Raw genomic sequence first — 25,045 nt, 5'->3', positions numbered from 1 at the left:
TATGAAAAATATTATTTTTCCAGTACTGGCTTTTTTAGTTTCCGGTTTTATAACCGCACAAGAAGCCCCGGTAGATTATGTAAATCCTTTTATAGGAACTTCTAATTATGGAGCAACCAATCCCGGAGCCATAGCTCCAAGGGGGATGGCCAGTGTTTCTCCTTTTAATGTTGCCGGAAGAATAGACCTTAATCCACTGGAGAAAGATAGCCAATGGCTGTCTAATCCTTACGTTAATGAAAACCGGTTTTTAACAGGCTTTTCTCATGTTAATTTAAGCGGAGTTGGTTGTCCCGATCTTGGTGTGATTATTACTATGCCTACAACAGGGGAGTTGCAAACAAATCATTTACAATACGGGAGTACATACAAAAATGAAGTTTCAAAGGCTGGGTATTATTCGGCCAATCTTGATAAATATAATGTAAAAGCAGAAGCCACCGCGAGTACAAGAGTGGGTGTTTCCCGATATTCATTTCCGGCAGGAAAATCTAATATTTTATTGAATTTAGGTTTAGGGCTTACGAATGAACAGGGAGGGATGCTTCGTGTTGTTTCCTCTAATGAGATTGAAGGAATGCGCACAGTAGGTTCTTTTTGCTATAATAATGCTGAAGCTGCTTATCCGGTTTATTTTGTGGCTAAATTTTCAAAAGCTGCTGATGAGTTTGGTGCCTGGAAAACTCCTTATAAATATGAAGGTGAAGAAGCTCAATGGATGGGCTACAATGGTAAAACCCGAATTAAAAAAGGGTTTACCCGGGAAGTAGTAGGTGATAGTATTGGAGCTTATATGACCTATAACTTTAAAGAAGCGCAAGAGGTAGAAGTTAAAATTGGCGTTTCTTATGTGAGTATAGATAATGCCAGGGAGAACCTGGAAAATGAGGTGGGAGCTTCAACTTTTGAAGAGGTATATGCTAAAACCAAAGAGGCCTGGAATGAAAAGCTTCAGGTTGTAGAAGTTGAAGGAGGAAGCAAGGATGATAAGACTATCTTTTATACGGCTTTATACCACACTCAAATTCACCCTAATATCTTAAATGATTTTAATGGGGAATACCCTGAGGTATCCACCGGGAAAATTGGTAAAACCAAGGGTACAAGATATACCACTTTTTCATTATGGGATACCTATAGAAATTATCATCAGTTAATGAGTTTGTTATATCCTGAAGAGCAGCTGCAAATGGTGAATTCTATGCTTGAGATGTACGATGAGAATGGATGGTTGCCGAAATGGGAACTAAACTCAACTGAGACGTTTACCATGGTAGGAGATCCTGCTGCTGTAGTGTTGGCAGATACATACGTAAGAGGTCTAACAGACTTTGATGTAGAAAAAGCTTATGAGGCTATGTTGAAAAGTGCACTTGATACAGTTAATAATCCTTTGAGGCCCGGTCTTAAATCTTATATTGATCTTGGTTATTTAGGCGTTGATGGTGGCGTTGCGGGACCGGTTTCAACAACACTGGAATATAACATAGCCGATTATGCTATTGCGCAATTGGCAAAAAGATTGGGGAAAGAAAAAGACTACAAAACATTTTTAGACAGATCTTTGTCCTACAAAAAGCTTTACAATCCAAAAACAGGCTTTTTACAGCCAAAATACAGTGATGGAAAATGGTATGAGCCTTTTGACCCGTTAGCCGGAGCAAACTTTGAAAAAAATGTAGGCTATATAGAAGGTAATGCCTGGCAATATTTGTTCATGGTACCACACGATATTAAAGGGTTAATGAAACTTATGGGTGGGGCTACTGCTTTTGAAGATAAACTTGATAAAGTTTTTGATGGAGGGCATTACGATATGGCCAATGAGCCCGATATACTTTACCCTTACCTCTATAATTATATTGAGGACAGTGAAGCTAAAACTTCATCAAGGGTTACTAAACTTATCAATGAATACTATACAAACAGACCCGCTGGGCTTCCAGGTAATGATGATACCGGGACGATGAGTGCCTGGCTGGTATATTCTATGATGGGCTTTTATCCTGTGACTCCAGCAGAGCCTGCTTATACGTTTACCAAGCCGGCTTTTGAAAAGGTAAAGATAAATCTTAACGATACATATTATGATAATGAAGAAATCATAATTAATCTATACTCTTCAGAAGAAGCATTAGAAGATAATCAAACTTCTAAATTTCTAAGGAATGAGTTTTTTGTAGATCATAAAACTTTCCTAAACTCAAAAGAAATTAATTTAATAAGCCCGAAGGATTAATTAAAAATTTTAAAAAACATACAATTCTTTTTATTTTTTATTCAAAATAGTTTGGGTTATAATTAGTGTTTTAACGTTTTAAACATGCTTTTTCTCGAAAAAAGAGCAAAATTGTTAACACTCTTGTAACATTTGGTTATATTTATATGTGAAAGGCGTTTTTAAGACGTGAAATTCTAACCAAAACTATTTTACACATGGGTAAAAAATTATTATTCCTGCTTGGATTAATGTTTTTTTCATTTAATCAGAACTTGATTGCGCAGGAGCAGACAGTAACAGGAACAGTAACAGATTCTGAAAACGGAATGCCTTTACCGGGAGTTACTGTACTGGAAAAAGGAACCGATAACGGAACCTCTACAGATTTTGATGGGAACTATTCCCTGGAGGTTACCGATGATGCTACCTTAGTATTTTCTATGGTAGGTTACGTTAAACAGGAGGTTTCCGTAAATGGGCGGGCTATGATTAATCTACAGCTTTCTCAGGATACAGAGGCTTTAGATGAAGTGGTAGTAACTTCCCTGGGCTTAACGAGAGAGAAGAAATCTCTGGGTTACGCTGTTACCGAGCTAGATTCGGAAGAAGTAAATACCGTAAAAGACTATAATGTTGCCAGCTCCTTAGTGGGTAAGGTAGCCGGTTTGGTAGTTAATCAGGCTAGTGGAGTAGGTTCTGGTTCCCGGATTACTATTCGTGGTAATAATACTTTAACCGGAAATAACCAGGCGCTGGTGGTTGTAGATGGGATTCCAATTGATGCTTCAGGAAATGAATCTGGAGGAAGTATCTTTAATAGCACGGTTACCGGTGGGGGAATTACAGATATTAACCCGGCAGACATAGAATCGATTTCAGTACTTAAAGGTCCAAACGCGGCTGCGCTTTATGGTTCCAGGGCCGCCAGTGGGGTTATATTAATAACTACTAAAAAAGGAACAAGAGGTGCTGGTTTAGGTATATCTATTAATTCTAATATTTCTATTGAAGAAACTATGTTCCTTCCCGATCTGCAAAATGAATATGGACAGGGGACCAATGGTGCGGTTTATTCAGATTTAGATAATTTTGGATCCAGCTCGTGGGGGCCATTATTGGATGGTTCGCAGCAATTGTACTATACCGGAGAGCAGAGAGCTTATACTGCACAGCCAGATAACGTGGAAGATTTCTTTGAAAATGGGATTAAAAGTATAAACACTATTTCCATGGATCAGGGGGGAGAAAATCATAGTGTAAGATTTTCTTACACAAACAATAGAACAACCTCGGTTATTCCGAATTCTGAACTTCAAAGCCATAACTTCAATTTAAGAGGACTTATAGATCTATCTGATAGGTTAACCTTAGATACTAAAGCCACCTATTTTACTCAGGAACTTGAGAATAGAGTGAATGTAGGTACAGAAGGGGTTTTGGCTTATGTATATAGGATGCCACGAAATACAGCTATCGATGATCTTAAAAGGTTTAAGCCTTCCTTATGGCCTAATCCAGAACTATTTCCAGATGAATATGCCGCCATAAGTTATGCGGGCCAGAATAAGAGTACGGGTAATCCTTATTGGATGCTACAACAAGATACGAATGATGAACGTAGAGATAGGTTTTTAGGTTTTACAAAATTGAATTATGAGTTTAATGATTGGCTCTCTGCTTTTATTAGAATTGGTGGTGATGTAACCAATGTTAGAACGGAAATTATTCAGGATTATGGGCATCACTTTTTTTATGATGGTCGTTTAAATTTTGGTAATCGTAAAAATGTAGAAATAAATAGCGATTTTCTATTTACGGCAGATAAAGATCTTACAGAAAAGCTAAACCTGGTTGCCAATATTGGGGGAAGTTTATCTAAACGTACTTTTGAAGGGATGAGCGTTAGCGGAAATCAATTTAGGTTACCTTCAAGGGCATTTTTAAATAATACAAACGTACAAACCAGTACACATACTCCGTTAGGAATTAAAAAGATTAACTCATTATACGGTTCTTTTAGTTTTTCTTACGATGATTTTATGTATTTAGATTTAACCGCAAGAAACGATTGGTCTTCAACTTTACGTGAAGATAACCGCTCGTTCTTCTATCCCTCTGTAAGTTATTCATTATTGGTAAACCGCTTTATAGATCCGGATAGAGAGTTTTTGGATATGCTTAAGCTAAGGGCCAGTTGGGCAGAAGTAGGTAACGACACGGGAGTATACCAATTATACCAAACTTTTAGTGTACCACAGCAGGGGTATTTAGGCTTAACTGTTTTAGAAGGGCCTAGCGTAAAATTAAATCCCGACCTAAAACCGGAAAGCGTTAAATCTACTGAATTTGGAGTTGAATTTAATATGTTTAAAAACAGGTTGTACGGGGATTTTTCAATTTATGAGATCGTAACCAATGATATGATTTTTAATGTACCTGTTCCTTTCGCAACTGGATATAGCTTCTTTAAAGAGAATGTTGGAGAGGTAAAAAATAACGGGTTTGAATTGATGCTTGGAGGTATTCCCGTGCAAAATGAAAACTTTAGATGGGATATTTCTGTAAATATGTCCAGAAATAATAACAAACTTGTAGAGTTAATTGATGGTTTAGATTATACCGTATTAAATAGTTTAGGAGGTCTTTCTGTGAGGGCCGAAGTTGGTGGCGGAATTGGTGATTTATACGGTACCACCTGGAAGACCAATGAAAACGGAGAAAGATTAGTGAATGCAGAGGGTTTCCCGATAGCTTCGGTGGAAAGAGAAAAGCTGGGGAATGCACAACCCGACTTTATTGGTGGTTTAACCAATACCTTTACTTATAAAAACTGGAATTTCAGATTTTTATTAGATGGTAGATTTGGCGGAGAGATTTATTCAGCCACCTCATCTTATCTTGACGGTGCCGGGGTATCGGAAAGAAGCCTTCAATACAGAGATGGAGGGATAACCGTAGATGCCATTAATGAGGCTACAGGCCAGCAAAATGATATTCAAATTACCGGTCAGCAATATTGGGGAAGTTATTCAGGGATTACTTCAAATTATGTTTACGATCAAACTAATATTAGGTTTCGGGAATTTGCTTTAACTTATAGGTTGCCGGGAGAGACTATCAATAATGTAGGCCTAACTTCTGCTTCTATAGGTGTAATTGGTAGAAACTTATTTTTTATCTATAAAGAAGCTGACGATATAGACCCCGATGCATCTATAGGTACAGGATTATCAGGCCAGGGTATTTCCCTTAACAACGCACCAACTATTCGTAGTCTTGGTTTAAATATTAATATTAAATTTTAATAAAAATAATTATGAAAAGAATATTAAAAACAATTAGCACAAGCTTGTTGTTGGTCTTTTTGCTTGCCGGATGTTCCGATTTTGAGGAGATCAATACAAGACCCGATGCATTTGGATCTGACGAGGTAAGTGCCAAATACTTTCTTACCGGGATTCAAATTGAACTTTATGCGCCCAACCGGTTTCCTTACTGGAGAGCACAGTTAATTCATGCCGACAGGTATGCAGGTCAATTCACTTTTGGTTTTAACGGTTGCTGGTGGTCTGGCTCATTGGGCTATAACTATAGTGCCGGATATACCGATGCTACCTATAATTGGATGGCTGGTTATGTAAGTAACCTAAGTGTGTATCAAAATTTTGTAGGTGAAGGTGGCGATTTGGAAAATCAGAATTTTTACGCCCTTGGTCTTATAATGAAAGGCCTTTATTACCAGATGTATACCGATACTTTTGGAATGGTGCCCTATTCAGAAGCATTAGACCCAGATATAATTACTCCAAAATTAGATAGTCAATCGGAAATTTACCGTGGAGTAATAGCCGATCTGGATCAGGCAATGAGCATTATTGGAGATCAAACCGAAACAGGGAGTGGTATCGAGTTTCTTGCAGAAAACGATTTGTTTTTTAATGGAGATATGCAACAATGGAAAAAAATGGCAAATACCTTAAAATTAAGGATGGCTTTAAGGGCACAGGGGGCACCGGGTGCAGATTTTGCCGAAACAGCTATTTCAGAAGCTTTACAGGCGCCGCTTTTAACAACCGAAATGGATAACGCGTTGATGGAAAAAGATACCGAGATAGACCAATTTGGAAATGCAGCATATGGCGATATTTGGCATAATTTCGGAGGAATTGGTTCCAAATGGAATGTTGGAAAAACTCTTATTGATTATTTAAGAGATAACAACGATCCCAGATTGTCTCGTTACGCCAAACCAATTAAGGGAGGAGAGTTTACTTTTACAAAACCGGCTGAAGGTGCAGGAGCAAGTCTTTTTGATAAACATGTTGAGTTTATTTTAGATGAACTTGATAACGCAGGAGTGGACTATACGAAAACTGGTTCGGGAGATGAATTTACCATTACGGTAGCTGATGATGAAGATTATTACGTGGGGCAGCCTTCCAGGTTAAATCCTGAAATCTATCCTCACGTTAAAAACGACTTGTTTTCTGAGCCGGCAGATTGGATTATTAACCCGAAAAATCAGGGAGAGGAAATTTTCCCCGAGGTTGTATTTACTGCTGCCGAAGGTAACTTTTTACAGGCAGAGGCTATTATAAAAGGTTTTGGTACTGGTGATGCCCAAGCTCTTTATCAGGAAGGAATAAGACAGGCTATGAAGGTTTGGAGAGTTGATGAAAGCGAGATAGAAGCTTTTATTGCTAATGAAGAAATGGCACTGTTAAACGGAACCGATGAAGAGAACTTAGAAAAAATCGCCATTCAAAGGTGGATTGTTTCTTATACAGATGGGTTTGAAGCCTGGGCAATTGTAAGGGATACAGGTTACCCTGCCCAATTGGCAAATGGTGTTTCAGATTACGATATTTATTCGGCAGGAACCCTAAACGGGGAGTATCCACAACGAATGCGATATGGTAACCAGGAATATAATACAAATGGAGCTAATGTTGAAGCAGCTATACAGGAACAGGGACCAGACGAACAGGGAACTGAATTATGGTGGGCAGATTAGCCTAAAAATTTATTTAAAGAAAAGAGGGGAGACACCCCTCTTTTTTTATGCAAAAATTTCGGGTATCTCATTAATTTTAAACCCCCAAATGCTAGGTAAAAAGAAATACACGAGTAAGCTTATTAGAAAAATAGAAAATAGGTTCATCCATAACCCGGTTTTTATCATGTCTGGAATTTTTAGATAGCCTGATCCAAAAACTACAGCATTTGGTGGTGTAGCAACAGGAAGCATAAAAGCACAGGATGCAGCAAGGGTGGCACTTATTAAAAGTAAGTAAGGATGAAGCTCCATCGCTAAAGCCATAGGCGCTAAAATAGGTAGTAACATGGCCGTAGTAGCAAGGTTAGAAGTGACCTCGGTAAGAAAATTAACCGCAGCTACAAGAATTAAGATCAACAAAAATAGTGGTAAATGCTGTAGGTAGGTGAGTTGTTCGCCTATCCAGGTGGCCAGGCCCGTTTCACTAAAACCTTTTGCCAGTGCCATTCCTCCGCCAAAAAGTAAAATAATTCCCCACGGAATTCTTACCGCTTCATCCCAATTTAATAGAGGTTTTGTTCCTTTTCCTGACGGAATGATAAAAAGTGCTATCGCAGCAATAATAGCTATTATAGTATCATCTATGAAAGGTAGAAAGGGCTGAATTAAAAAGGATCTTGTGATCCAGAGAAAAGCGGTACAACCAAAAATAATAAGTACTCTTTTTTCCTGTTTGCTTATTTTTCCTAAAGACTTTAGGAGTTTGGTAATTTCGGCCTTTCCGCCTGGAAATTCAGTTTTATCAAACTTAAATGCAAAACTGGTGAGGTATTTCCAACAGATAAACAATAAGAAAACCGAGATAGGAATCCCCAACATTGCCCATTTTAGAAAACTGATCTCAATGTTATATAGTTCTTCAACTATTCCAGCAAAAACCAGATTGGGAGGTGTTCCAATTAGTGTTCCAATTCCGCCAATTGATGCACTATAGGCAATAGCCAACATAAGGGCTTTGCCAAAAACCATAGGTTCATTTTCCTCGATAAAAGGATTGTTTTTTAATTGACTAATTATTGCGGTGCCAATTGGCAGCATCATTACTGATGTTGCGGTGTTGGATATCCACATAGAAAGAAATGCAGTGGCAATCATAAAGCCTAAAATGATGAATTTTATCTTGCTTCCAATCAGGTTAATGATATTCAGTGCAATTCTTCGGTGTAAATCCCATTTTTCTATAGCTACAGCAAGTATAAACCCGCCCAGGTATAAAAACACATATTTATGACCAAAAGCAGCAGTTGTGGTTTCAATATTTAAAGCTCCGGTTAGGGGAAACATGACAATGGGCAGCAAAGCGGTAACCGAAATTGGGATAACCTCGGTGACCCACCATAATGCCATCCAGATGGTGATGCAAAGAATATCAAATGCTGCCGGGGGCATAGATTCTGGAGCACCTAGTATTTGAAGTATAAAAAATAACCATGGCCCTGCTATTAAAATAAGGGCTCTTAAAAATTTATTCATTAGATAAGGTTCTCAAGGAGCTGCCAAGATATTAAATTTAATAAAATGGAAACTTTATTTGATTAAAACCTATTCTTTAACTTTAGTGCTTGATAATGGAGATTTATTCCGGTACTATCGGAACAAATCTCCATTATCGAAAAAATTTTAACTTATGAAAATCTTAGAAATTAAAACCGCTTTACAAATCGCAAAACCAAAAGCCAAGATTTACCAGGCGATTATCGATCCGGAACATATGAAGCATTATTTTATCGCTGAAGGTTCGGGAATGATGGAGGAGGGGAAGTCTATTAGCTGGAAATTTCCTGAATTTGAAGAATACTTCCCTGTAAATGTGTTAAAATTAATTCCCAATGAATTGATCTCTTTTGAATGGGAAGGAGCAAAAGATAAAATCCTTCTGGTTGAAATTAGGCTTGTCCAGATTTCCAATTCCAATACGCTGGTAAAAATAACCGAAGGAGCAATAAAAGCCGATGATTTTGGGATTCAATGGTTTGGAAGAAATACCGAGGGTTGGGCCAATTTTTTGGCTTGTTTAAAAGCTTACCTGGAATTTGGAATTAATCTAAGAAAAGGTAGCTTCGATTTTATAAAAAAATAAATTGATGTCTTATTTAAAAGAAGCCTGTGTAGAGAGTTTGGAGCAGGCCATAATTGCAGAAAAAAATGGCGCCAATAGAATTGAACTTTGTGCCAATTTAGAGTTGGATGGTTTAACACCTTCAAGAGAATTGATTGGTTTAGTCAAGTCTCAGTTACAAATACCGGTGCACGTTATGATTAGGCCCCGTGGAGGTGATTTTAATTATAATAGTGCTGAAATTGAACAAATGGCCAGTGACATTGCTTTTTGTAAAGAAATTGGGGTAGAGGGTGTAGTACTGGGCATGCTGGCAAATGATAAAACGGTAGCTATTGAACCCATTGAAAAATTGGCAATAATAGCAAAGCCTATGAAGTGTATATTTCATAAAGCTATTGATGAAACCCGCAATATTTTGGAATCGGTGAAGTGTTTAAGAGAAACCGGACTTATTAGTGGTGTTTTAACTTCAGGCGGAGAAAGTACTGCTATGAAGGGGCTTTCTCAACTCAAGAATATACTACTGGAGGCTGGAGATATGCAGGTTATTTGTGCAGGAAAAATCACCGATGGAAATATCGAAGAATTACATCAAAAAATTGGAGCCAAAGCTTATCACGGCAAAAGAATTGTTCCGGGGTTGGAAAAATAATAAGAAATACCCAGTTCTTCTTATTTAGACTCGAAAAATTATTTGCTTAAAAACTCAAAAACCCAGAAAATGTTCTTGATCCTCCTTCTTGATCCGTTCTTGATCCTTTTTTTAACAGGCTAAAATTAAAAAAGCCCGAAAACACTAAGTGTATCGGGCTTTTAAGGTGGTGCCTCCAGGAATCGAACCAGGGACACAAGGATTTTCAGTCCTTTGCTCTACCAACTGAGCTAAGGCACCAGTTGCTTGTTGTAAGCGGGTGCAAATATATATCCATTTTTATAATCTCACAAAGGAAATTTTAAAAAAATGCTTTTGTAATTTAGCAAATTAAATCAAATGCCTATGAATTTAATTATTGATGTAGGGAATTCCTATATAAAAGTTGCTGTTTTTCAGGAGTCTAAACTTCTTAGGTCTTATGTGTGTGTCGCTGAAAATTTTTTTAAAAAAATTCAAGAAATAAAAAAAGATTATCCTCAAATAAGCTTTTCTATGCTATCTTCGGTTGTAAAGGACACTTCAGTTTTTGAGAAAATTCTTAAGGAAGAAACCAATCTGTATGTTTTAAGTGAAAACACAAAACTCCCGTTTAAAAATAATTATGGGTCGCCTCAAACTTTAGGGAAAGATAGATTGGCATTGGTGGCCGCCGCTTCATTAAACTTTCAATACAAGAATGTTTTGATAATAGATGCGGGTACCTGTATAACTTTCGATTTTAAAAATGCTGCAAATGAATATCTTGGAGGTGCTATTTCTCCCGGTTTGCAAATGCGTTTAAAGGCATTGCAACATTTTACTTCTAAACTTCCGCAGGTAAGCTTAGATGAAAAAGCTCCTTTAATTGGCAATTCTACGCAAAACAGTATTTTATCGGGGGTGTTGAATGGAGTGTGCGCAGAATTAGATGGAATTATTGATCGCTATAAAGCTGATTATAAATATTTAACAGTTATTTTAACAGGTGGAGATACGCAAATTTTGTCAAAGCGGGTAAAAAATAGCATATTTGCCAACCCGAATTTTCTTTTAGAGGGTTTAAACTACATTTTAGAATTTAACAAAACTCAATGATTAAACGATTTATAGTAATCGTAGCTGTTTTTTTTACAGTGGTTGCTTCAGCACAGGAGAATGTGTCATCGCCCTATTCTTATTACGGGATTGGCCTTACAACTTTTAAAGGAACCGTAGAGAACAGATCTATGGGTGGCTTAAGTATGTTTTCAGATAGTATTCATCTAAACCTTAGAAATCCCGCTGGTTATGGGAGATTGCGAAGAACCACTTATGCGGTGGGGGGATCTCACGAAAGGCTTAATTTAAAATCGGCTACTACCAAAGATAATGCGAAGGTGACTTCGTTAGACTATCTGGCTATTGGAGTGCCTGTAGGAGGAAATCTTGGTTTTGGTATTGGAGTGTTGCCATATACTTCAGTGGGATATCAAATTTTGGATATTAGGGAATCTGTGGCCAGTAGGCTGGAAGGTCGTGGTGGAATGAACAAAGTTTTTCTTTCAGCCGGTTATCAAATAATTCCCTCGCTAAGTATTGGGGTTGATGCACAATATAATTTTGGAAATCTTCAAAATCAAAGAACCCTGGTGCGTGACCAGGTGCAATTGGGTTCTCGTGATATAAGTAGAACAGACTTGTTAGGTTTTAACTATAATTTTGGTGCCGATTTTCAGCAAAAGTTTAAAAACGGACTTAAATTACATGCGGCTGCTACTTATTCGCCAACCACGACCATAGATGCCGAAAATTCACGGAAATTGGCAACGATAGCTTTTTCAGCAAATGGAGGAGAAAGCGTGGTAGAAGAGCGAGATATAGAGGTGGCAGACTCTGAACTTACACTACCGGCAAAATATTCCCTGGGGCTTGGGCTTGGAAGACCTAATAAATGGTTTTTTGGAGGGGAGTATGTGAGTACAGACGATAATTCCTTTTTAAGTGTGAATGGAGCAGGGGGCGCTAACGCAAATTTTGCAAATGCTGCCCAATATAAATTTGGTGGGTATTTTATTCCACAGTATGATTCTTTTACCAATTACTTTAAGCGTATTGTTTATCGTGCTGGGTTTAGGTATGAAGAGACCGGTTTAAGTATCAGTAATCAGGATATTAATGAGTTTGGCATCACTTTTGGAGTTGGACTACCTGTAGGGCCGGGAAATTCTAATATAAACCTTGGATTGGAGTATGGACAGCGCGGTACCACAGATTCAGGTTTAATTCAGGAAGATTACTTTAGGCTTTCAGTAGGGCTTTCCCTAACTGCAGCTAGAAAATGGTTCGAAAGAAGAAAATTTAATTAACCACGATAATAAAACAAGAACATGAAAGCGAGATTTATAGCATTATTTACAGGGGCTGTTTTAGGCTCAAGTGTTTTAAGCGCACAGTCTAATGATTGTGCAACAATGGCTGCTTTGGCGTATGATGATGCTAAGGCTAAAAATTATGATGCTGCTTACGAACCCTTAATGAAAGTTAGGGAAGAGTGTCCAAAATATAGTTTAGCTACTTTCCAATATGGAGAGCGTGCTCTTAATTATAAAATTGAAAATGCCGAAGGTGCAGAGAAGGAGCAATATATAAAAGAGCTTATTGGTTTATGGGAAGAGCGTTTAGAATTGTTTCCGAGTAAAACTTCTAAAGGAAAAATCTATGCTGATATTGCTCAGTTGAAGTTTGATCATAAAATAGGAAATACAGAAGAATTGTATAATGCTTTTGATAAGGCATATACCGAAGATAGAGATAACTTTACCAGCCCAAAAGGTCTTTATGCTTATTTCCAGTTAATGGTAGATATGCAGGATGCCGGGGAAAGAGAGCTTCAGGATGTTTTTGATAATTACGATAAAGTAATGGCGAAAATTGAAGAAGAAGAAAATAAGGCAGCTAAAAACCTGGCACCGCTTATTGAAAAGCAGGATGCAGGCGATGAGCTTACTTCCAAGGAGAAAAAACAGATTAAATATGCTGAAATTAACCTGAAAAACTATAACATGGTTAAAGGTGCTTTGAATGCTAAGCTTGGTGCCAGAGCAGATTGCGATAACCTAATCCCGCTTTATAAGAAAGATTTTGAAGAGAAAAAGTCTGATGTAGATTGGTTGCAGAATGCAAACGCAAGGTTGTCTGCTAAGGATTGTACAGAAGATCCATTGTTCTTCCAGGTTTCTGAAGCATTGCACCAATTAAAGCCTTCTGCAAATTCTGCATACTCTTTAGGGCAGTTAGCTGAAGCCGATGGTGATAGAGCTAAAGCTTTGGAGTATTATAATGAAGCAGCAGAATTAGAAGAAGATCCAAGCGATCAGGCTAGAATTTACTATAGAATTGCATCTAACTATAAAGAAAGAGGTAGCTTCTCTCAAGCTAGAAACTTTTTTAGAAAGGCAATTAGCGCTAAGCCATCTTTAGGAAGAGCATACTTGCAAATTGCTAATATGATTGCGCAAAGTGCCAATAATTGTGGTGAAACAGCATTTGACAAAAGAGCTGTATACTGGTTAGCGGCCGATTACGCTGCAAGGGCTGCAAGAGTAGATCCATCTATCGCTTCTAATGCAAATCAAACAGCAACTGCTTATAGAGGTAGAGCTCCGCAAAAAGCCGATGTTTTTCAGCAGGGTAGAAGTGCCGGTGAAGCTATAAAAATTGGATGTTGGATAGGGGAAACTGTACGTATCCCGCAAATGTAATATGAGTATAACATACAAGGAAATAATAACAGGCATTGTCACGCTAATAGGCGTGACAATGCTTTTTTCATGTCAGGGTAATTTAAATGAAATTAGAGCCCTGGATATAGAGGGTGATGCTCCGCAAGCCATTGCCGAGGGAATTAATCTAAAATATACCGATTCCGGTAGGATGGTGGCTAATTTAAAAAGCCCTAAAATGATGGATTTCAATAATAAAGAGTTTCCGTACCGTGAGTTTCCCGATGGATTGGAATTGGAAATTTACGATGAAAATAATGAGAAAAGCACGGTTACCTCAGATTACGGGATAATTTACGATGGTACCAATCTCATAGATTTACAGGGAAATGTGGTGGTTTTTACCGCCGATAGCATGCGGCTTGAAGCTTCACAATTATATTGGGATCAAAATATAAACTGGATTTTTACCGATAAACCTAATACCATAAAATTTCCTAATGGAGCGCTTAACGAAGGTGAAGGTTTTGATGCTAATCAAAATTTCGGTAATTTTCGATCGCGAACCAATGTAGGGGTTCAAATAATAAAAGACGATAAACCCGATGAGTAAATATTTTAAATATTTTGAATACGCTTACTTATTTATAGCAGCTTTTTTTCTTTTTGAAAGTTTTAGAATTTGGGATACAGAGCGCAGTAGGGCCTATTTATTTATCTTTTTTGTGGTAATATCTATCTTTATGTTTTTCTTTAAAAGACGATTTAGGCGCAAGATTGAAGAGCGTAATAAGCAGGAATAATGGAAGCTGAAATTCTTATAATTATTCTTTCCCTAATTTTGTCTGCTTTCTTTTCCGGGATGGAGATTGCTTATATTTCTTCCAATAAAATTTATATTGAAATTGAAAAGCGCCAAAATGATTTTTTGGCAACTATTCTTAAAAGGTTAACAAGAAAGCCTTCAAAATTTATAGCTACCATGTTGGTGGGGAATAATATTGCCCTGGTGGTTTATGGCTTTTTTATGGGAGACTTATTAATGAATTGGCTTCAGGGGCTTCAGCCTTTAAACAGTGCCTTTTTAGAATATTTGGTGGTCGATTTAAGCTTATTTACACAAACCGTGATCTCTACACTGGTTATTTTACTTACTGCTGAATTTCTTCCGAAGGTGTTTTTTCAAATTTACGCAAATTCTATGCTTAAATTTTTTGCCATTCCTGCGTATATCTTTTACATACTTTTTAGTTTCGTTTCTTCTTTTGTAATATGGGTTTCCGACGTTATTTTAAAAAGATTTTTTAAAACCGAAGGAGATGAGGTGCAGTTGGCTTTTAGTAAGGTTGAATTAGGTAACTTTATCAATGAGCAGATGGAGACGGTAGAAGATGATGAGGAGGTTGATTCTGAAATTCAAATTTTTCAAAATGCCCTGCAATTTTCCGATATTAAAGCCAGGGAGGTGATGGTGCCCAGAACCGAAATTGTAGCTGTAGATCAACACCTGGCGCCTAAAGACCTTGTGGAAACTTTTACCGAAACAGGGCTTTCTAAACTTTTAATTTACAACGAGACCATAGACGATGTAATTGGCTATGTGCACTCTTTTGAGCTTTTTAAAAAGCCCGAATCTATAAAGTCTATACTTTTGCCGGTAGTTTTTGTACCGGAAACAATGTGGGTAAAAGATGTTTTAAACAATCTTACCAAAAAGCGAAAAAGTATTGCGGTTGTAATAGATGAATATGGGGGTACCAGCGGAATGATTACGGTAGAGGATATTGTGGAAGAGCTTTTTGGAGAAATTGAAGACGAACATGATGCCGCCGTACTTACCGAAGAGGAATTGGGAGAAGGGTATTATAAATTTTCGGCAAGATTAGAGGTAGATTACCTTAATGAGAACTATAAGCTGAATATTCCTGAAGGGGAGAATTACGAAACCCTTGGGGGATATATTGTAAACCATACCGAAGAAATTCCCCGACAAGATGAAGAATTACAGATAGATAATTTTTCATTTAAAATATTGGAAGTTTCCAATACCAAAATAGAATTAATAGAATTAAAAATAAAGTCGGCAGATTAAATAAGGATTAGTTAGTATTTTGCTAATTATAAGTTTTATAATTAGGTTAAAAACATTATTTTCGCCCACTATATTTTGATAAATAACAACTACAAATGGCAGTATTAAATAAAATCAGACAGCGTTCTGTTTTCTTGATCATCATTATTGCATTGGCACTTTTCTCTTTTGTGCTTGCCGATGTAATACGTAACGGAGGCTTTTCTTCGCAAAAAGACCAAAACACCATAGCAACCATAAATGGTGAAGAGGTGAGTAGGGAAGATTTTGCCCGGCAGGTAGAAGGTTTTCAACGCCAAATGGGGGCAAATGTAAGTACCAGCCAGGCTGTAAACCAGGTTTGGGAACAAACCCTTCGTGAAACTATTCTTAAAGAAGAGCTTGAAAAGCTTGGCATTAGAGCTGGTAAAGCTCAAATTAGAGAGGTGATGCGTACACAGATGGGAAGTAATCCTGCCTTTAGAAATGAAGCTGGTATGTTTGATGAAAACCGGGTGCGTGAATATATTGCAAGCTTAAGGTCTACACAGCCGGAGGCATACCAACAATGGCTACAAATGGAAGAAAATATGGGCGATATTGCTCGTCAAAATATGTACTTCTCGATGGTAACTGCCGGGATTGGCGCAACTATTGTTGAGGCTGAACAAGCTTACCGTTTTCAAAATAATACGGTAGATCTTCGTTTTGTTCAATTACCATATTCTTCAATTTCAGATGATGAAGTAGAGGTGAGTAAAGATGAAATTAGAGCTTATATTAAAGATCATGCTGCACAGTTTGAAACCGAAGCTTCCAGAAATATCAGATATGTTTATTTTGAAGAAACAGCTTCAGATGAAGATGTAAAAGAAACAGAAGAAGCTTTAAATGCATTGTTGGAAAACCGTGTAGAATATAATGCAGTAACCAGTAGCAATGATACTTTACCCGGATTTAATTCTACAACCGATTATGAAGATTTTGTAGAGGCAAATTCAGACCTTCCTTACGATAATAGGTTTAAATTCAAAAACGAACTGCCTTCAGAATTTGCTGATGAGCTTTTCAATTTAAATGAAGGTGAAACTTTTGGGCCATACCAGCACGAAGGTTATTTTAAGCTTTCTAAATTGGTAGAAACCAAAGAAATTCCAGATTCAACTAAAGCAAGTCATATTCTTGTGGCTTACCAGGGGCAACAATTTGCACCAGATGTAACCAGAAGCAAAGAAGAAGCTGAAGCATTGGCCGATAGCCTTGCTAATGTAATTAAAGGAAATAAAGATAAATTTGCTGAATTAGCAGTCGAATTTTCTTCAGACCGTTCTAACAATCAGGATGGCGGTGACCTTGGTTATTTTGGCCCCGGAGATATGGTGCCTGAGTTTGATACTTATGTTCTAGAGAATAACGAAGGAGATGTAGGCGTTGTAGAAACCGATTTTGGTTACCACGTGATCCATATTGCAGAGCAAAGCCAAAGAGAAAAAGCAGTAAAAATTGCTACTATCGCAAGAGAGTTAGAGGCATCAGAACGTTCCAGAAACAACCTTTTTAATGAAACCACTAAGTTTGAGATCGCGGCAGGAGAAGGTGATTTTGCTGAAGTTGCCAAAGAAGGGGACTACGATGTTAGAACTGTTAATAACGTAAAAGCTTTAGATGAAAATATCCCTGGAGTTGGACAACAAAGAAGAATTGTTCAGTGGGCTTTTGAAGACGAAGCTAACGTTGGCGATATAAAGCGTTTTGACATTCCTTCTGGCTATGTTGTGGCGCAATTAACAGCTAAGAATAAGAAAGGTTTGATGACTGCAGAAAACGCATCATCTAAAGTGCTTCCAATTCTTACAAAAGAAAAGAAAGCCGAAATTCTTAAAAGTAAAATCAATAGCGAAAACCTGGAAGAAATCGCTTCCAATAATAATACTATGGTGCAAACTGCAAATGCGGTTAGCCTTGGCAGCCCAACATTACCCGGTGCCGGAAGAGAGCCAGAAGTAGTAGGATCGGTATTCGCTTTGGAGGCTGGCAGTGTAAGTAAGCCAATTGCAGGTAATAATGGCGTGTATGTAGTAGAGCTTGAAAGTAAAAATGAAGCTCCGGCAATGAATTCTTATAGCGGAATTGCCCAACAGGAAACTGCACAAAGAAGACAGAATGCTTCACAAAGACTTTTCGAAGCGCTTCGTGAAAAAGCAGAAATTGAAGATAATCGTGCAAGATTCTACTAGTAGAATAAGCTTTTAAATATACAGCCCCGGTAAAATTTTACCGGGGCTTTTTTATGCAGTTTTTTTAAGCAAATTTAAAATCTGAAATAAGCCTGCCTGAACGGCTTGGCAGGTTTAGCTTGTTAGTTTAAGATTTTTTTAATTCCTACATCATCCTTACTTTATTTTAGAGCCTGTCTCAAAAAAAATCCTGGTACTCTTTAAGAGCAATTTTTAAAGAACCATGTCTTCAAAAGCAAAAATTGTCTTAAATCCTTTATTATTAAAATATTCGAAAACCGCTTCTTCCTGGCCGGTAACCATCACAAAGTCTCCGCCCCAGCCACCAAGGCTTTTTATAGCTCCGGGGAAGTCGGGAAAACGTTCTTTCTTTATTTTTTGGGTTTGTAGTGCTTGCGACAATAAAGTCTCGTGAATATTGATTAGAAGCTCAAATTCGGTGAGGTTGTTGCACTTGGTGAATTGCTCGGTTAAGGAAGAGATTTTTTCGGTTAGTCCGCTTTTATTTTCTTTAGGTAATGCTTTGTAGTGCGCAATAGCATCACGGCTGTTTTTCTTCTCGTTCAAATAAACGAAAAAGATGTTTTTTGAAAAATTCGGATAAAAATTGGCTTTTAAAACCGAGGGCTTATCGTTTGTAAGTTGATAAGTAATAGCTTGCTTATTTTGTGCTGCTGCAATGTCGTAACCACTGCCTCCAAAAGTATTTTTAAGCAATTTAAAGGCATCAATTTCAAACCAATTCGCAATATTGTTAATTAGTGTTGAAGAAGTTCCCAGGCCCCAATTTCTGTTGAAATTTAAACGGGTATTAACTTTAATTCCGCTTTTTTCGGTAGAAAATAATTTTGGGTTTAGTTTGTGCGCTTCGTTCAGGATTTCTACAAGTCTCGCCGAAACTTCCTGTTCTCCTTTAATACACTGAAATTTATTCTTGATAAACTCAAACTCTCCTTGAAACCATAATTTCCCCTGTTCATCAAAACTATTCCATGCTAAATTTCTGCCTTCAGCAGGTTCAATTTCCAGCGATTGCCCAAATTTTGTGGGTATTGCGAGGGCTTTAGCTCCATCTAAAACAGCATATTCTCCGGTAATTAAAAGTTTGCCCTGGCTATAAAACTCTTTCATTACGAATTTCTTAGTTTTTTTAATTCTTCCACGGCACTGCTGTGCGTAACCGTATGTTTGGTGAAATGTTTCGTAAGGATTTTCTTTTCATCTTCAGTGGCACCGTGCTGATTTAAAATATTCATTAAATGCATTTTCATATGCCCCTGCTGAATCCCGGTTGTTGTTAGAGAATTAATAGCGGCGAAATTTTGAGCCAGTCCGGCAACGGCCACTACCTTCATCAATTCTTTGGCGCTGGGTTTTTGCAAAATATCCAGGGCCAATTTAACCAGTGGGTGCAGACTCGTTAAGCCGCCTACGGTACCCAGGGCCAGGGGAACTTCAATCCAGAATTTGAAAATTCCATTTTCAAGGCTGGCGTGGGTTAAGCTGGAGTATTTTCCATTTCTGGAGGCATAAGCATGAACCCCCGATTCTACTGCCCTAAAATCATTTCCGGTAGCCAGTACAACCGCATCAATACCGTTCATAATCCCTTTATTATGGGTTACGGCGCGATAGGGTTCTACTTCAGCGATATTTACTGCTTGTATAAATTTCTTCGCAAAATCTTCACCATTAATATCTTTATTTTCGTCCAGTTTCTCTATCGGGCAGGATACTTCAGCTCTTACTAAGCACTCTGGTACATAATTAGAAAGAATGCTCATAATGATTTCTATATCTTTTTCTTCGGAAGAAAAATCGGTATAATTCTTAGCTTGATCCCGAAAGACTTCTGCGAATTTTTCCAGGCAGGAATTTATAAAATTTGCGCCCATGGAGTCTTTGGTTTCAAACTCGCAGTGTAGCTGATAGTAATTTGGTATTTCCGCAGTTTTGTCTTTTAAATTTATAGCTAAAACCCCGCCACCACGTTTTTCCATATTGCGGGTAATAGGCTTAGCAGCTTCTAGTAGTTTGGGTTTTACACTTTCAAAAAAGGATTCCAGGTTTTTTTTGTTTCCGAAGAAATTAAAATGTACCTGACCAATCTTTTTTGTATCGATTACTTCGGCTTTAAATCCGCCGCGACTACCCCAAAACTTAGCAGCTTTACTTGCTGCTGCTATTACCGAGCTTTCTTCAATCGCCATAGGAATTGCCAATAAATCTCCATTAATTAGGAAGTTTGGGGCCAGTCCAAAAGGCAGGTAAAAATTTGATAAGGTATTTTCGGTAAACTCGTCGTGCAATTGTTGTAACCTGGAATCTTCGTTCCAGTATTGCCTAAGTACAGCCACGTCTTCCGGGCTATTTTTAAGATAGGTTTCGGCAAGCCAGTCTATTTTTTCTTTTTTGCTAAGCCTGGAAAATCCACTGATAGGTTTTATCATTTTTGAAGCTAATTTAGAGGAAACAAAGATACAATTGTTATTTAAGTGAATATGCCTTTCCTATTTTAGAAAAATGAAACTATTTACAGTTAACAGATTCTTAGTATTTAACAGTGAAATACTACGCTTTTTGCTGAAATTTTAGTAAACTTGGCATTTAAAATTCATTCTATAAATTTTATGAAGTTCTCAAAAATTTTAGTAGGGTTGTTAATAGCAGCAACCTCAACTATTTACGCTCAGAATAAAGAGGTTAGCCTCGAAGAAATCTATAACGGAACCTTTAGACAGGAGCGTTTACAATCCCTTCAATCTTTAAATAACGGCAAAGAATATGTGGTTTTGAACCGCGACCGAAATGCCAACAGTAGTAGCATAGATGTATATTCTTATAAAAGTGGAGAAAAGCTTAGAAGCCTTTTAAATAGTGCCAATCTTAATGAGATCTCAGGTTTTCAGGGTTTTGTTCTTAGTGAAGAGGAAGATAAGATTTTACTTTCTACCAATGTAGAGCAAATCTACAGGCGTTCTTCCCGTGGAATTTATTATATCTATGATGTAGAAGATAAAACGCTTACCAAATTAAGCGATAATAAAGTTCAGGAGCCTACTTTTTCTCCAGATGCCTCTAAAGTGGCCTATGTTTTTGAAAACAATATATATATCTACGATATAGCTTCAGGGAAAGAAACACAGGTAACTACCGATGGCGAAATAAATAAAATAATTAATGGGGTGACCGATTGGGTTTATGAAGAGGAATTTGCCTTTGTAAGGGCTTTCGACTGGAATAAAACAGGTACTCATTTGGCTTATTTGAAATTTGATGAATCTAAAGTTCCGGAGTTTTCCATGGATATGTATGGGCAGGATCTTTATCCTTCTCAGCACGTTTTTAAATATCCTAAAGCCGGAGAAACAAATTCTGAAGTTTCGCTTTATACTTATGAGTTGGCTGCTAACGAAAGTGAAAAAGTTGAACTTGGAGATTATGAAGATTTTTATATCCCAAGAATTAAATGGACACAGGATCCTGAGATTTTAAGTGTGCAGGTGTTAAACAGGCATCAAAACGATTTGGATCTTATTTTTGTTGATGCTGAAGATAACGAGACCGAAGTTGTAATGAACGAAACCGATGAGGCATATATAGATATCACCAATAATCTTACTTTTCTTGAAGACAATAGTTTTATTTGGACCAGCGAAAAAGATGGTTGGAACCATATTTACCTTTATGATGAAGATGGGGAGTTAGAGAACCAGGTCACCAAAGGAAATTGGGAAGTAACCAATTATTACGGTTATGATAAAGATTCAAAAAAGATTTTCTATCAAAGTACAGAAAACGGAAGTGTAAACCGTGATGTATATTCCATAAAAATTAACGGTAAAAACAAAACCCGTTTAACTGAAAAAGAAGGAATGAACAGCGCCGATTTTAGTGCAGACTATACTTATTTTATAAATTCTTACACCAGTACCGAGACTCCTTATGAGTTCACCTTACATAATGCGAAAAATGGAAAGCTTGTAAGAAAGATCAAAGATAATTCGGCTTTATTAGAAAAAGAAGCGGCTTATAATTTTGCTCCAAAAGAACTGAGTACTATTGAAGTGAATGGTAATGAGCTTAACATGTGGATGATCAAACCAAACGATTTTGATGAGAATAAGGAATATCCATTATTAATGTTTCAATATTCTGGTCCTGGGTCGCAGTCGGTTTCTAACTCTTATTTCGGTACTAACGATTATTGGTACCAGCTACTCGCTAACGAAGGTTATATTATAGCCGCCGTAGATGGCCGTGGTACAGGGTTTAAAGGTGCAGATTTTAAAAAAGTAACTCAGAATGAACTCGGTAAATATGAGGTAGAAGACCAGATTGCTGCAGCAAAAAAGTTTGCTGAACTAGATTATATAGATGAAGACAGAATAGGGATATGGGGATGGAGCTATGGAGGATTTATGTCTTCTAATGCTATTCTTAAAGGAAATGACACTTTTTCTATGGCTATAGCAGTAGCGCCGGTAATTAGCTGGAGATTTTACGATACCATCTATACCGAAAGATATATGACCACGCCTCAGGAAAACCCCTCAGGTTATGATGAAAATTCACCAATTAATCATGTTGAAAAATTAAAAGGAGACTATCTTTTAATTCATGGGGGTGGAGATGATAACGTACATGTGCAAAATACCATGAGAATGGTTGAAGCTTTAGTACAGGCCAATAAGCAATTTGACTGGGCTATTTATCCAGACAGAAATCACGGTATTTATGGAGGTAATACAAGATTACACCTCTATACATTAATGACCAATTTTATAAAAGAAAAACTATAATTTAAATGGCAACAGCAACAAACAGAGCGCCTCAAAAAGAACTATTTGGGCATCCGGTAGGACTTTATATTTTATTTTTCACTGAAATGTGGGAACGTTTTTCCTATTATGGGATGCGTGCTATCCTGGTTTTATATTTGGTAAGTGCCACTACAGATGGTAATGCAGGGTTGGGTTGGACCCAAAGTGAAGCCTTAGCCTTATATGGATGGTATACTATGCTAGTTTACGTAGCTTCCATTCCTGGAGGTATTATTGCCGATAAATTATTGGGGCAAAAGAAAACTGTTCTATGGGGAGGCATTATTCTTGTGGCAGGTCATGGTATTCTGGCTGTAGAAGAAATGTGGGCATTTTATAGTGGTCTGGCTTTGATTATTATTGGAGTAGGTATGCTTAAACCAAATATCTCTACTATGGTGGGGGGGTTATATAAACCCGGTGATATTAGAAGGGATAAAGGTTTTACTATTTTTTATATTGGGATTAACCTGGGGGCTTTCCTTTCCAGTTTAATTGTAGGAGGAATTGGAGAGTTTGTAGGTTGGCACTGGGGCTTTGGTCTTGCTGGAATTGCAATGGCTTTTGGTCTTATTGTTTATTTATGGGGGCAAAAATACCTGGTAAACGTAGGTAATATTTTGTCTAAAGCAGAGCGTAGCGAGGGGGCATCTTTAACCGGATTGTTTGGAGATTTATTTAAGTCTCCCGTACAGCTAACGTTTTCAGTTATTCTTATGTTGGGCTCTATTTACGTGCTTATTTTCCAGTCTATTCCTTACGGCTTTTTATGTATATTTTTAACCCTGGTAATCGCTATGATGCTAATGGTCTATAAGGATCTCACTACGCAGGTAATGAAAGATCGTTATGTAGTAATGCTGTTGTCTTTTATACTGGTAATAGTATTTTGGGGTGCATTTGAGCAAGCAGGTGGTTTAATGAATATCTATGCTTTAGATAAAACAAATAGATCACTGCCTTTTTCCTTACCGTTTATTGGTGATGAAGTTCCCGCTTCTTGGTTTCAATCCTTAAACGCTTTGTTTATAATTTCGTTTGGAGTGATTGTAGCGAACTTTTGGGCACGAAGAAAACTAAAAAATAAAGAAGCCTCTTCCATCTTTAAAATGGCGATAGGAGTTATTATTATGGGGCTGGGCTTTGTGTTTATGGCCGCAGCTTCTATTCAATTTGAAGCTAATGGATCTTCGGCTATGTATTGGTTGGTGCTGGCATATTTATTCCATACCATTGGTGAGCTAAGTTCATCTCCGGTTGCTTTATCTTTTATCACCAAATTGGCACCTGTAAAATACGCTTCTTTAATGATGGGGGTTTATTTTGCGGCTACAGGTTTAGGTAATAAACTTGCCGGGGTTTTAGGTGAATTTGCTGCCGACGCTGGAGATTTGGCAATATTTTCCGGAATTACAATATTCACTATAGCATTTTCTATTATTGTTTTAATTATGTTGAAACCTCTAAAACGTCTTACCCACGGGGCAGAGGATGAGGAAAGGGAAATGCTGGAGCAGGAACAATATGAAATTGCTGATACCGAAAGAGACCAATAAAAATTTTATAATACTATGTCAACAGAAAGCGTTCTTTACTTTTAGGAACGTTTTTTGTTTTCCTGTTAGGTTCATCATGTGAACCGACCAAGTGTTTAAAATAATTAGAACAATGCAGAAACTTACTTTTTTTATTTTCTTGATTTTTACCGGTCTTGGTGTGCAAGCCCAGGAGATTAACTGGATGAGTATGAACGAAGCTTTGGAAGCGCAGAAAAAGGAACCTAAAAAAATCTTTATGGATGCTTATACCGTTTGGTGTGGGCCATGTAAAATGTTAGACAAAAATACATTTAGCAACAGCGATGTAATTGAGTATGTAAATGAGAACTACTATCCTGTAAAATTTAATGCCGAGGGTAACGAGGAAATCAATTTTAAGGGTCAGGTGTTTAAAAACCCACAATACGATCCCGAAAAGAAAAAAAGAAGAAATTCACCCCACCAATTAGCAAGGGCCATTCAAATTACCGGATATCCAAGTTTGGTTTTCTTCGATGAAGAAGCTAATTTAATTGCTCCTGTTGCCGGTTATAGAACGCCAAAACAGTTAGAACTATACCTAAAGCTCTTTGTGGGAGATGAATATAAAAAAATGACTTCTAAAGAAGCTTTTGCAGAATATCAGAAGAATTTTGAAGGTTCTTTCGAATAAATTATTTACAATTTAAGTGTTAGTTGATA

The 25,045-nt window shown here is 37.4% G+C and carries 18 protein-coding genes and 1 tRNA gene; 15 read left to right on the top strand and 4 right to left on the bottom strand.

The window, feature by feature from the left end:
- Position 1 precedes the first annotated feature (1 nt).
- The 3 genes from GUB10_RS09980 (at position 2) to GUB10_RS09970 (ending at position 7,235) form a co-directional block, all read left to right on the top strand.
- Positions 2-2,239, top strand: a complete 2,238-nt coding sequence (locus GUB10_RS09980) for a GH92 family glycosyl hydrolase (protein ID WP_193711307.1) — start codon at positions 2-4, stop codon at positions 2,237-2,239.
- Positions 2,240-2,436: 197 nt separating this feature from the next.
- The gene (locus GUB10_RS09975) at positions 2,437-5,526 is read left to right on the top strand and encodes a SusC/RagA family TonB-linked outer membrane protein (protein ID WP_193711306.1); all 3,090 of its coding nucleotides are present in this window, start codon (positions 2,437-2,439) and stop codon (positions 5,524-5,526) included.
- 11 nt (positions 5,527-5,537) lie between these two features.
- Positions 5,538-7,235, top strand: coding sequence for a SusD/RagB family nutrient-binding outer membrane lipoprotein (locus tag GUB10_RS09970; protein WP_193711305.1), 1,698 nt, complete (start codon positions 5,538-5,540; stop codon positions 7,233-7,235).
- 45 nt (positions 7,236-7,280) lie between these two features.
- On the opposite strand, the gene GUB10_RS09965 is transcribed toward GUB10_RS09970, so the two are convergent.
- Positions 7,281-8,750, bottom strand: coding sequence for an SLC13 family permease (locus GUB10_RS09965; protein WP_193711304.1), 1,470 nt, complete (start codon positions 8,748-8,750; stop codon positions 7,281-7,283).
- 154 nt (positions 8,751-8,904) lie between these two features.
- Between GUB10_RS09965 and GUB10_RS09960 the strand changes: the two genes are divergently transcribed.
- Positions 8,905-9,357, top strand: coding sequence for an SRPBCC domain-containing protein (locus tag GUB10_RS09960; protein WP_193711303.1), 453 nt, complete (start codon positions 8,905-8,907; stop codon positions 9,355-9,357).
- A gap of 4 nt (positions 9,358-9,361) precedes the next feature.
- Positions 9,362-9,991, top strand: coding sequence for a copper homeostasis protein CutC (locus tag GUB10_RS09955; protein ID WP_193711302.1), 630 nt, complete (start codon positions 9,362-9,364; stop codon positions 9,989-9,991).
- Between the two features lie 167 nt (positions 9,992-10,158).
- Here GUB10_RS09955 and GUB10_RS09950 read toward each other — a convergent pair.
- Positions 10,159-10,231 (bottom strand) — tRNA-Phe (locus GUB10_RS09950).
- Positions 10,232-10,336: 105 nt separating this feature from the next.
- Between GUB10_RS09950 and GUB10_RS09945 the strand changes: the two genes are divergently transcribed.
- The 7 genes from GUB10_RS09945 (at position 10,337) to GUB10_RS09915 (ending at position 17,982) form a co-directional block, all read left to right on the top strand.
- Positions 10,337-11,068 carry a type III pantothenate kinase gene (locus GUB10_RS09945; protein WP_193711301.1) on the top strand — a complete coding sequence of 244 codons (732 nt, stop codon included), beginning with the start codon at positions 10,337-10,339 and terminating at the stop codon, positions 11,066-11,068.
- Entirely contained in the window at positions 11,065-12,318 is a 1,254-nt protein-coding gene (locus GUB10_RS09940) for a hypothetical protein (protein WP_193711300.1), read from the top strand. The genes GUB10_RS09945 and GUB10_RS09940 overlap by 4 nt, the downstream gene beginning before the upstream one ends.
- A gap of 21 nt (positions 12,319-12,339) precedes the next feature.
- Positions 12,340-13,713, top strand: a complete 1,374-nt coding sequence (locus GUB10_RS09935; protein WP_193711299.1) for a tetratricopeptide repeat protein — start codon at positions 12,340-12,342, stop codon at positions 13,711-13,713.
- 1 nt (position 13,714) lies between these two features.
- Positions 13,715-14,287: an LPS export ABC transporter periplasmic protein LptC gene (lptC, locus tag GUB10_RS09930; protein ID WP_193711298.1), complete on the top strand. Its 573-nt coding sequence runs from the start codon at positions 13,715-13,717 to the stop codon at positions 14,285-14,287.
- Positions 14,280-14,477: a hypothetical protein gene (locus tag GUB10_RS09925; RefSeq protein WP_193711297.1), complete on the top strand. Its 198-nt coding sequence runs from the start codon at positions 14,280-14,282 to the stop codon at positions 14,475-14,477. Before lptC ends, GUB10_RS09925 begins: the two co-directional genes overlap by 8 nt.
- Positions 14,477-15,766, top strand: coding sequence for a hemolysin family protein (locus tag GUB10_RS09920; RefSeq protein WP_193711296.1), 1,290 nt, complete (start codon positions 14,477-14,479; stop codon positions 15,764-15,766). The genes GUB10_RS09925 and GUB10_RS09920 overlap by 1 nt, the downstream gene beginning before the upstream one ends.
- A 95-nt stretch (positions 15,767-15,861) precedes the next feature.
- Complete coding sequence (locus GUB10_RS09915) at positions 15,862-17,982, top strand: peptidylprolyl isomerase (RefSeq protein WP_193711295.1); 2,121 nt, start codon at positions 15,862-15,864, stop codon at positions 17,980-17,982.
- A 213-nt stretch (positions 17,983-18,195) separates the two neighbouring features.
- Here the strand turns inward: GUB10_RS09915 and GUB10_RS09910 are convergent, their stop codons facing one another.
- Both GUB10_RS09910 and GUB10_RS09905 read right to left on the bottom strand, forming a co-directional pair.
- Positions 18,196-19,113: a GYDIA family GHMP kinase gene (locus tag GUB10_RS09910; RefSeq protein ID WP_193711294.1), complete on the bottom strand. Its 918-nt coding sequence runs from the start codon at positions 19,111-19,113 to the stop codon at positions 18,196-18,198.
- Positions 19,113-20,462, bottom strand: a complete 1,350-nt coding sequence (locus GUB10_RS09905; protein WP_289023749.1) for a hydroxymethylglutaryl-CoA reductase, degradative — start codon at positions 20,460-20,462, stop codon at positions 19,113-19,115. The genes GUB10_RS09910 and GUB10_RS09905 overlap by 1 nt, the downstream gene beginning before the upstream one ends.
- Positions 20,463-20,612: 150 nt before the next feature.
- On the opposite strand from GUB10_RS09905, the gene GUB10_RS09900 reads away from it, so the two are divergent.
- The 3 genes from GUB10_RS09900 to GUB10_RS09890 all read left to right on the top strand — a co-directional run bounded on the left by GUB10_RS09900 (position 20,613) and on the right by GUB10_RS09890 (position 25,016).
- Positions 20,613-22,784 carry a S9 family peptidase gene (locus GUB10_RS09900; RefSeq protein WP_193711292.1) on the top strand — a complete coding sequence of 724 codons (2,172 nt, stop codon included), beginning with the start codon at positions 20,613-20,615 and terminating at the stop codon, positions 22,782-22,784.
- 5 nt (positions 22,785-22,789) lie between these two features.
- The gene (locus tag GUB10_RS09895) at positions 22,790-24,361 is read left to right on the top strand and encodes a peptide MFS transporter (protein WP_193711291.1); all 1,572 of its coding nucleotides are present in this window, start codon (positions 22,790-22,792) and stop codon (positions 24,359-24,361) included.
- 112 nt (positions 24,362-24,473) lie between these two features.
- Positions 24,474-25,016, top strand: coding sequence for a thioredoxin fold domain-containing protein (locus GUB10_RS09890; protein WP_193711290.1), 543 nt, complete (start codon positions 24,474-24,476; stop codon positions 25,014-25,016).
- Positions 25,017-25,045: the final 29 nt, after the last annotated feature.

Origin of the sequence: Salegentibacter sp. BLCTC (assembly GCF_015143665.1) — a bacterium.
Classification (GTDB): Bacteria; Bacteroidota; Bacteroidia; order Flavobacteriales; family Flavobacteriaceae; genus Salegentibacter; species Salegentibacter maritimus.
This window is presented reverse-complemented; position numbering and strand designations above follow the sequence as displayed.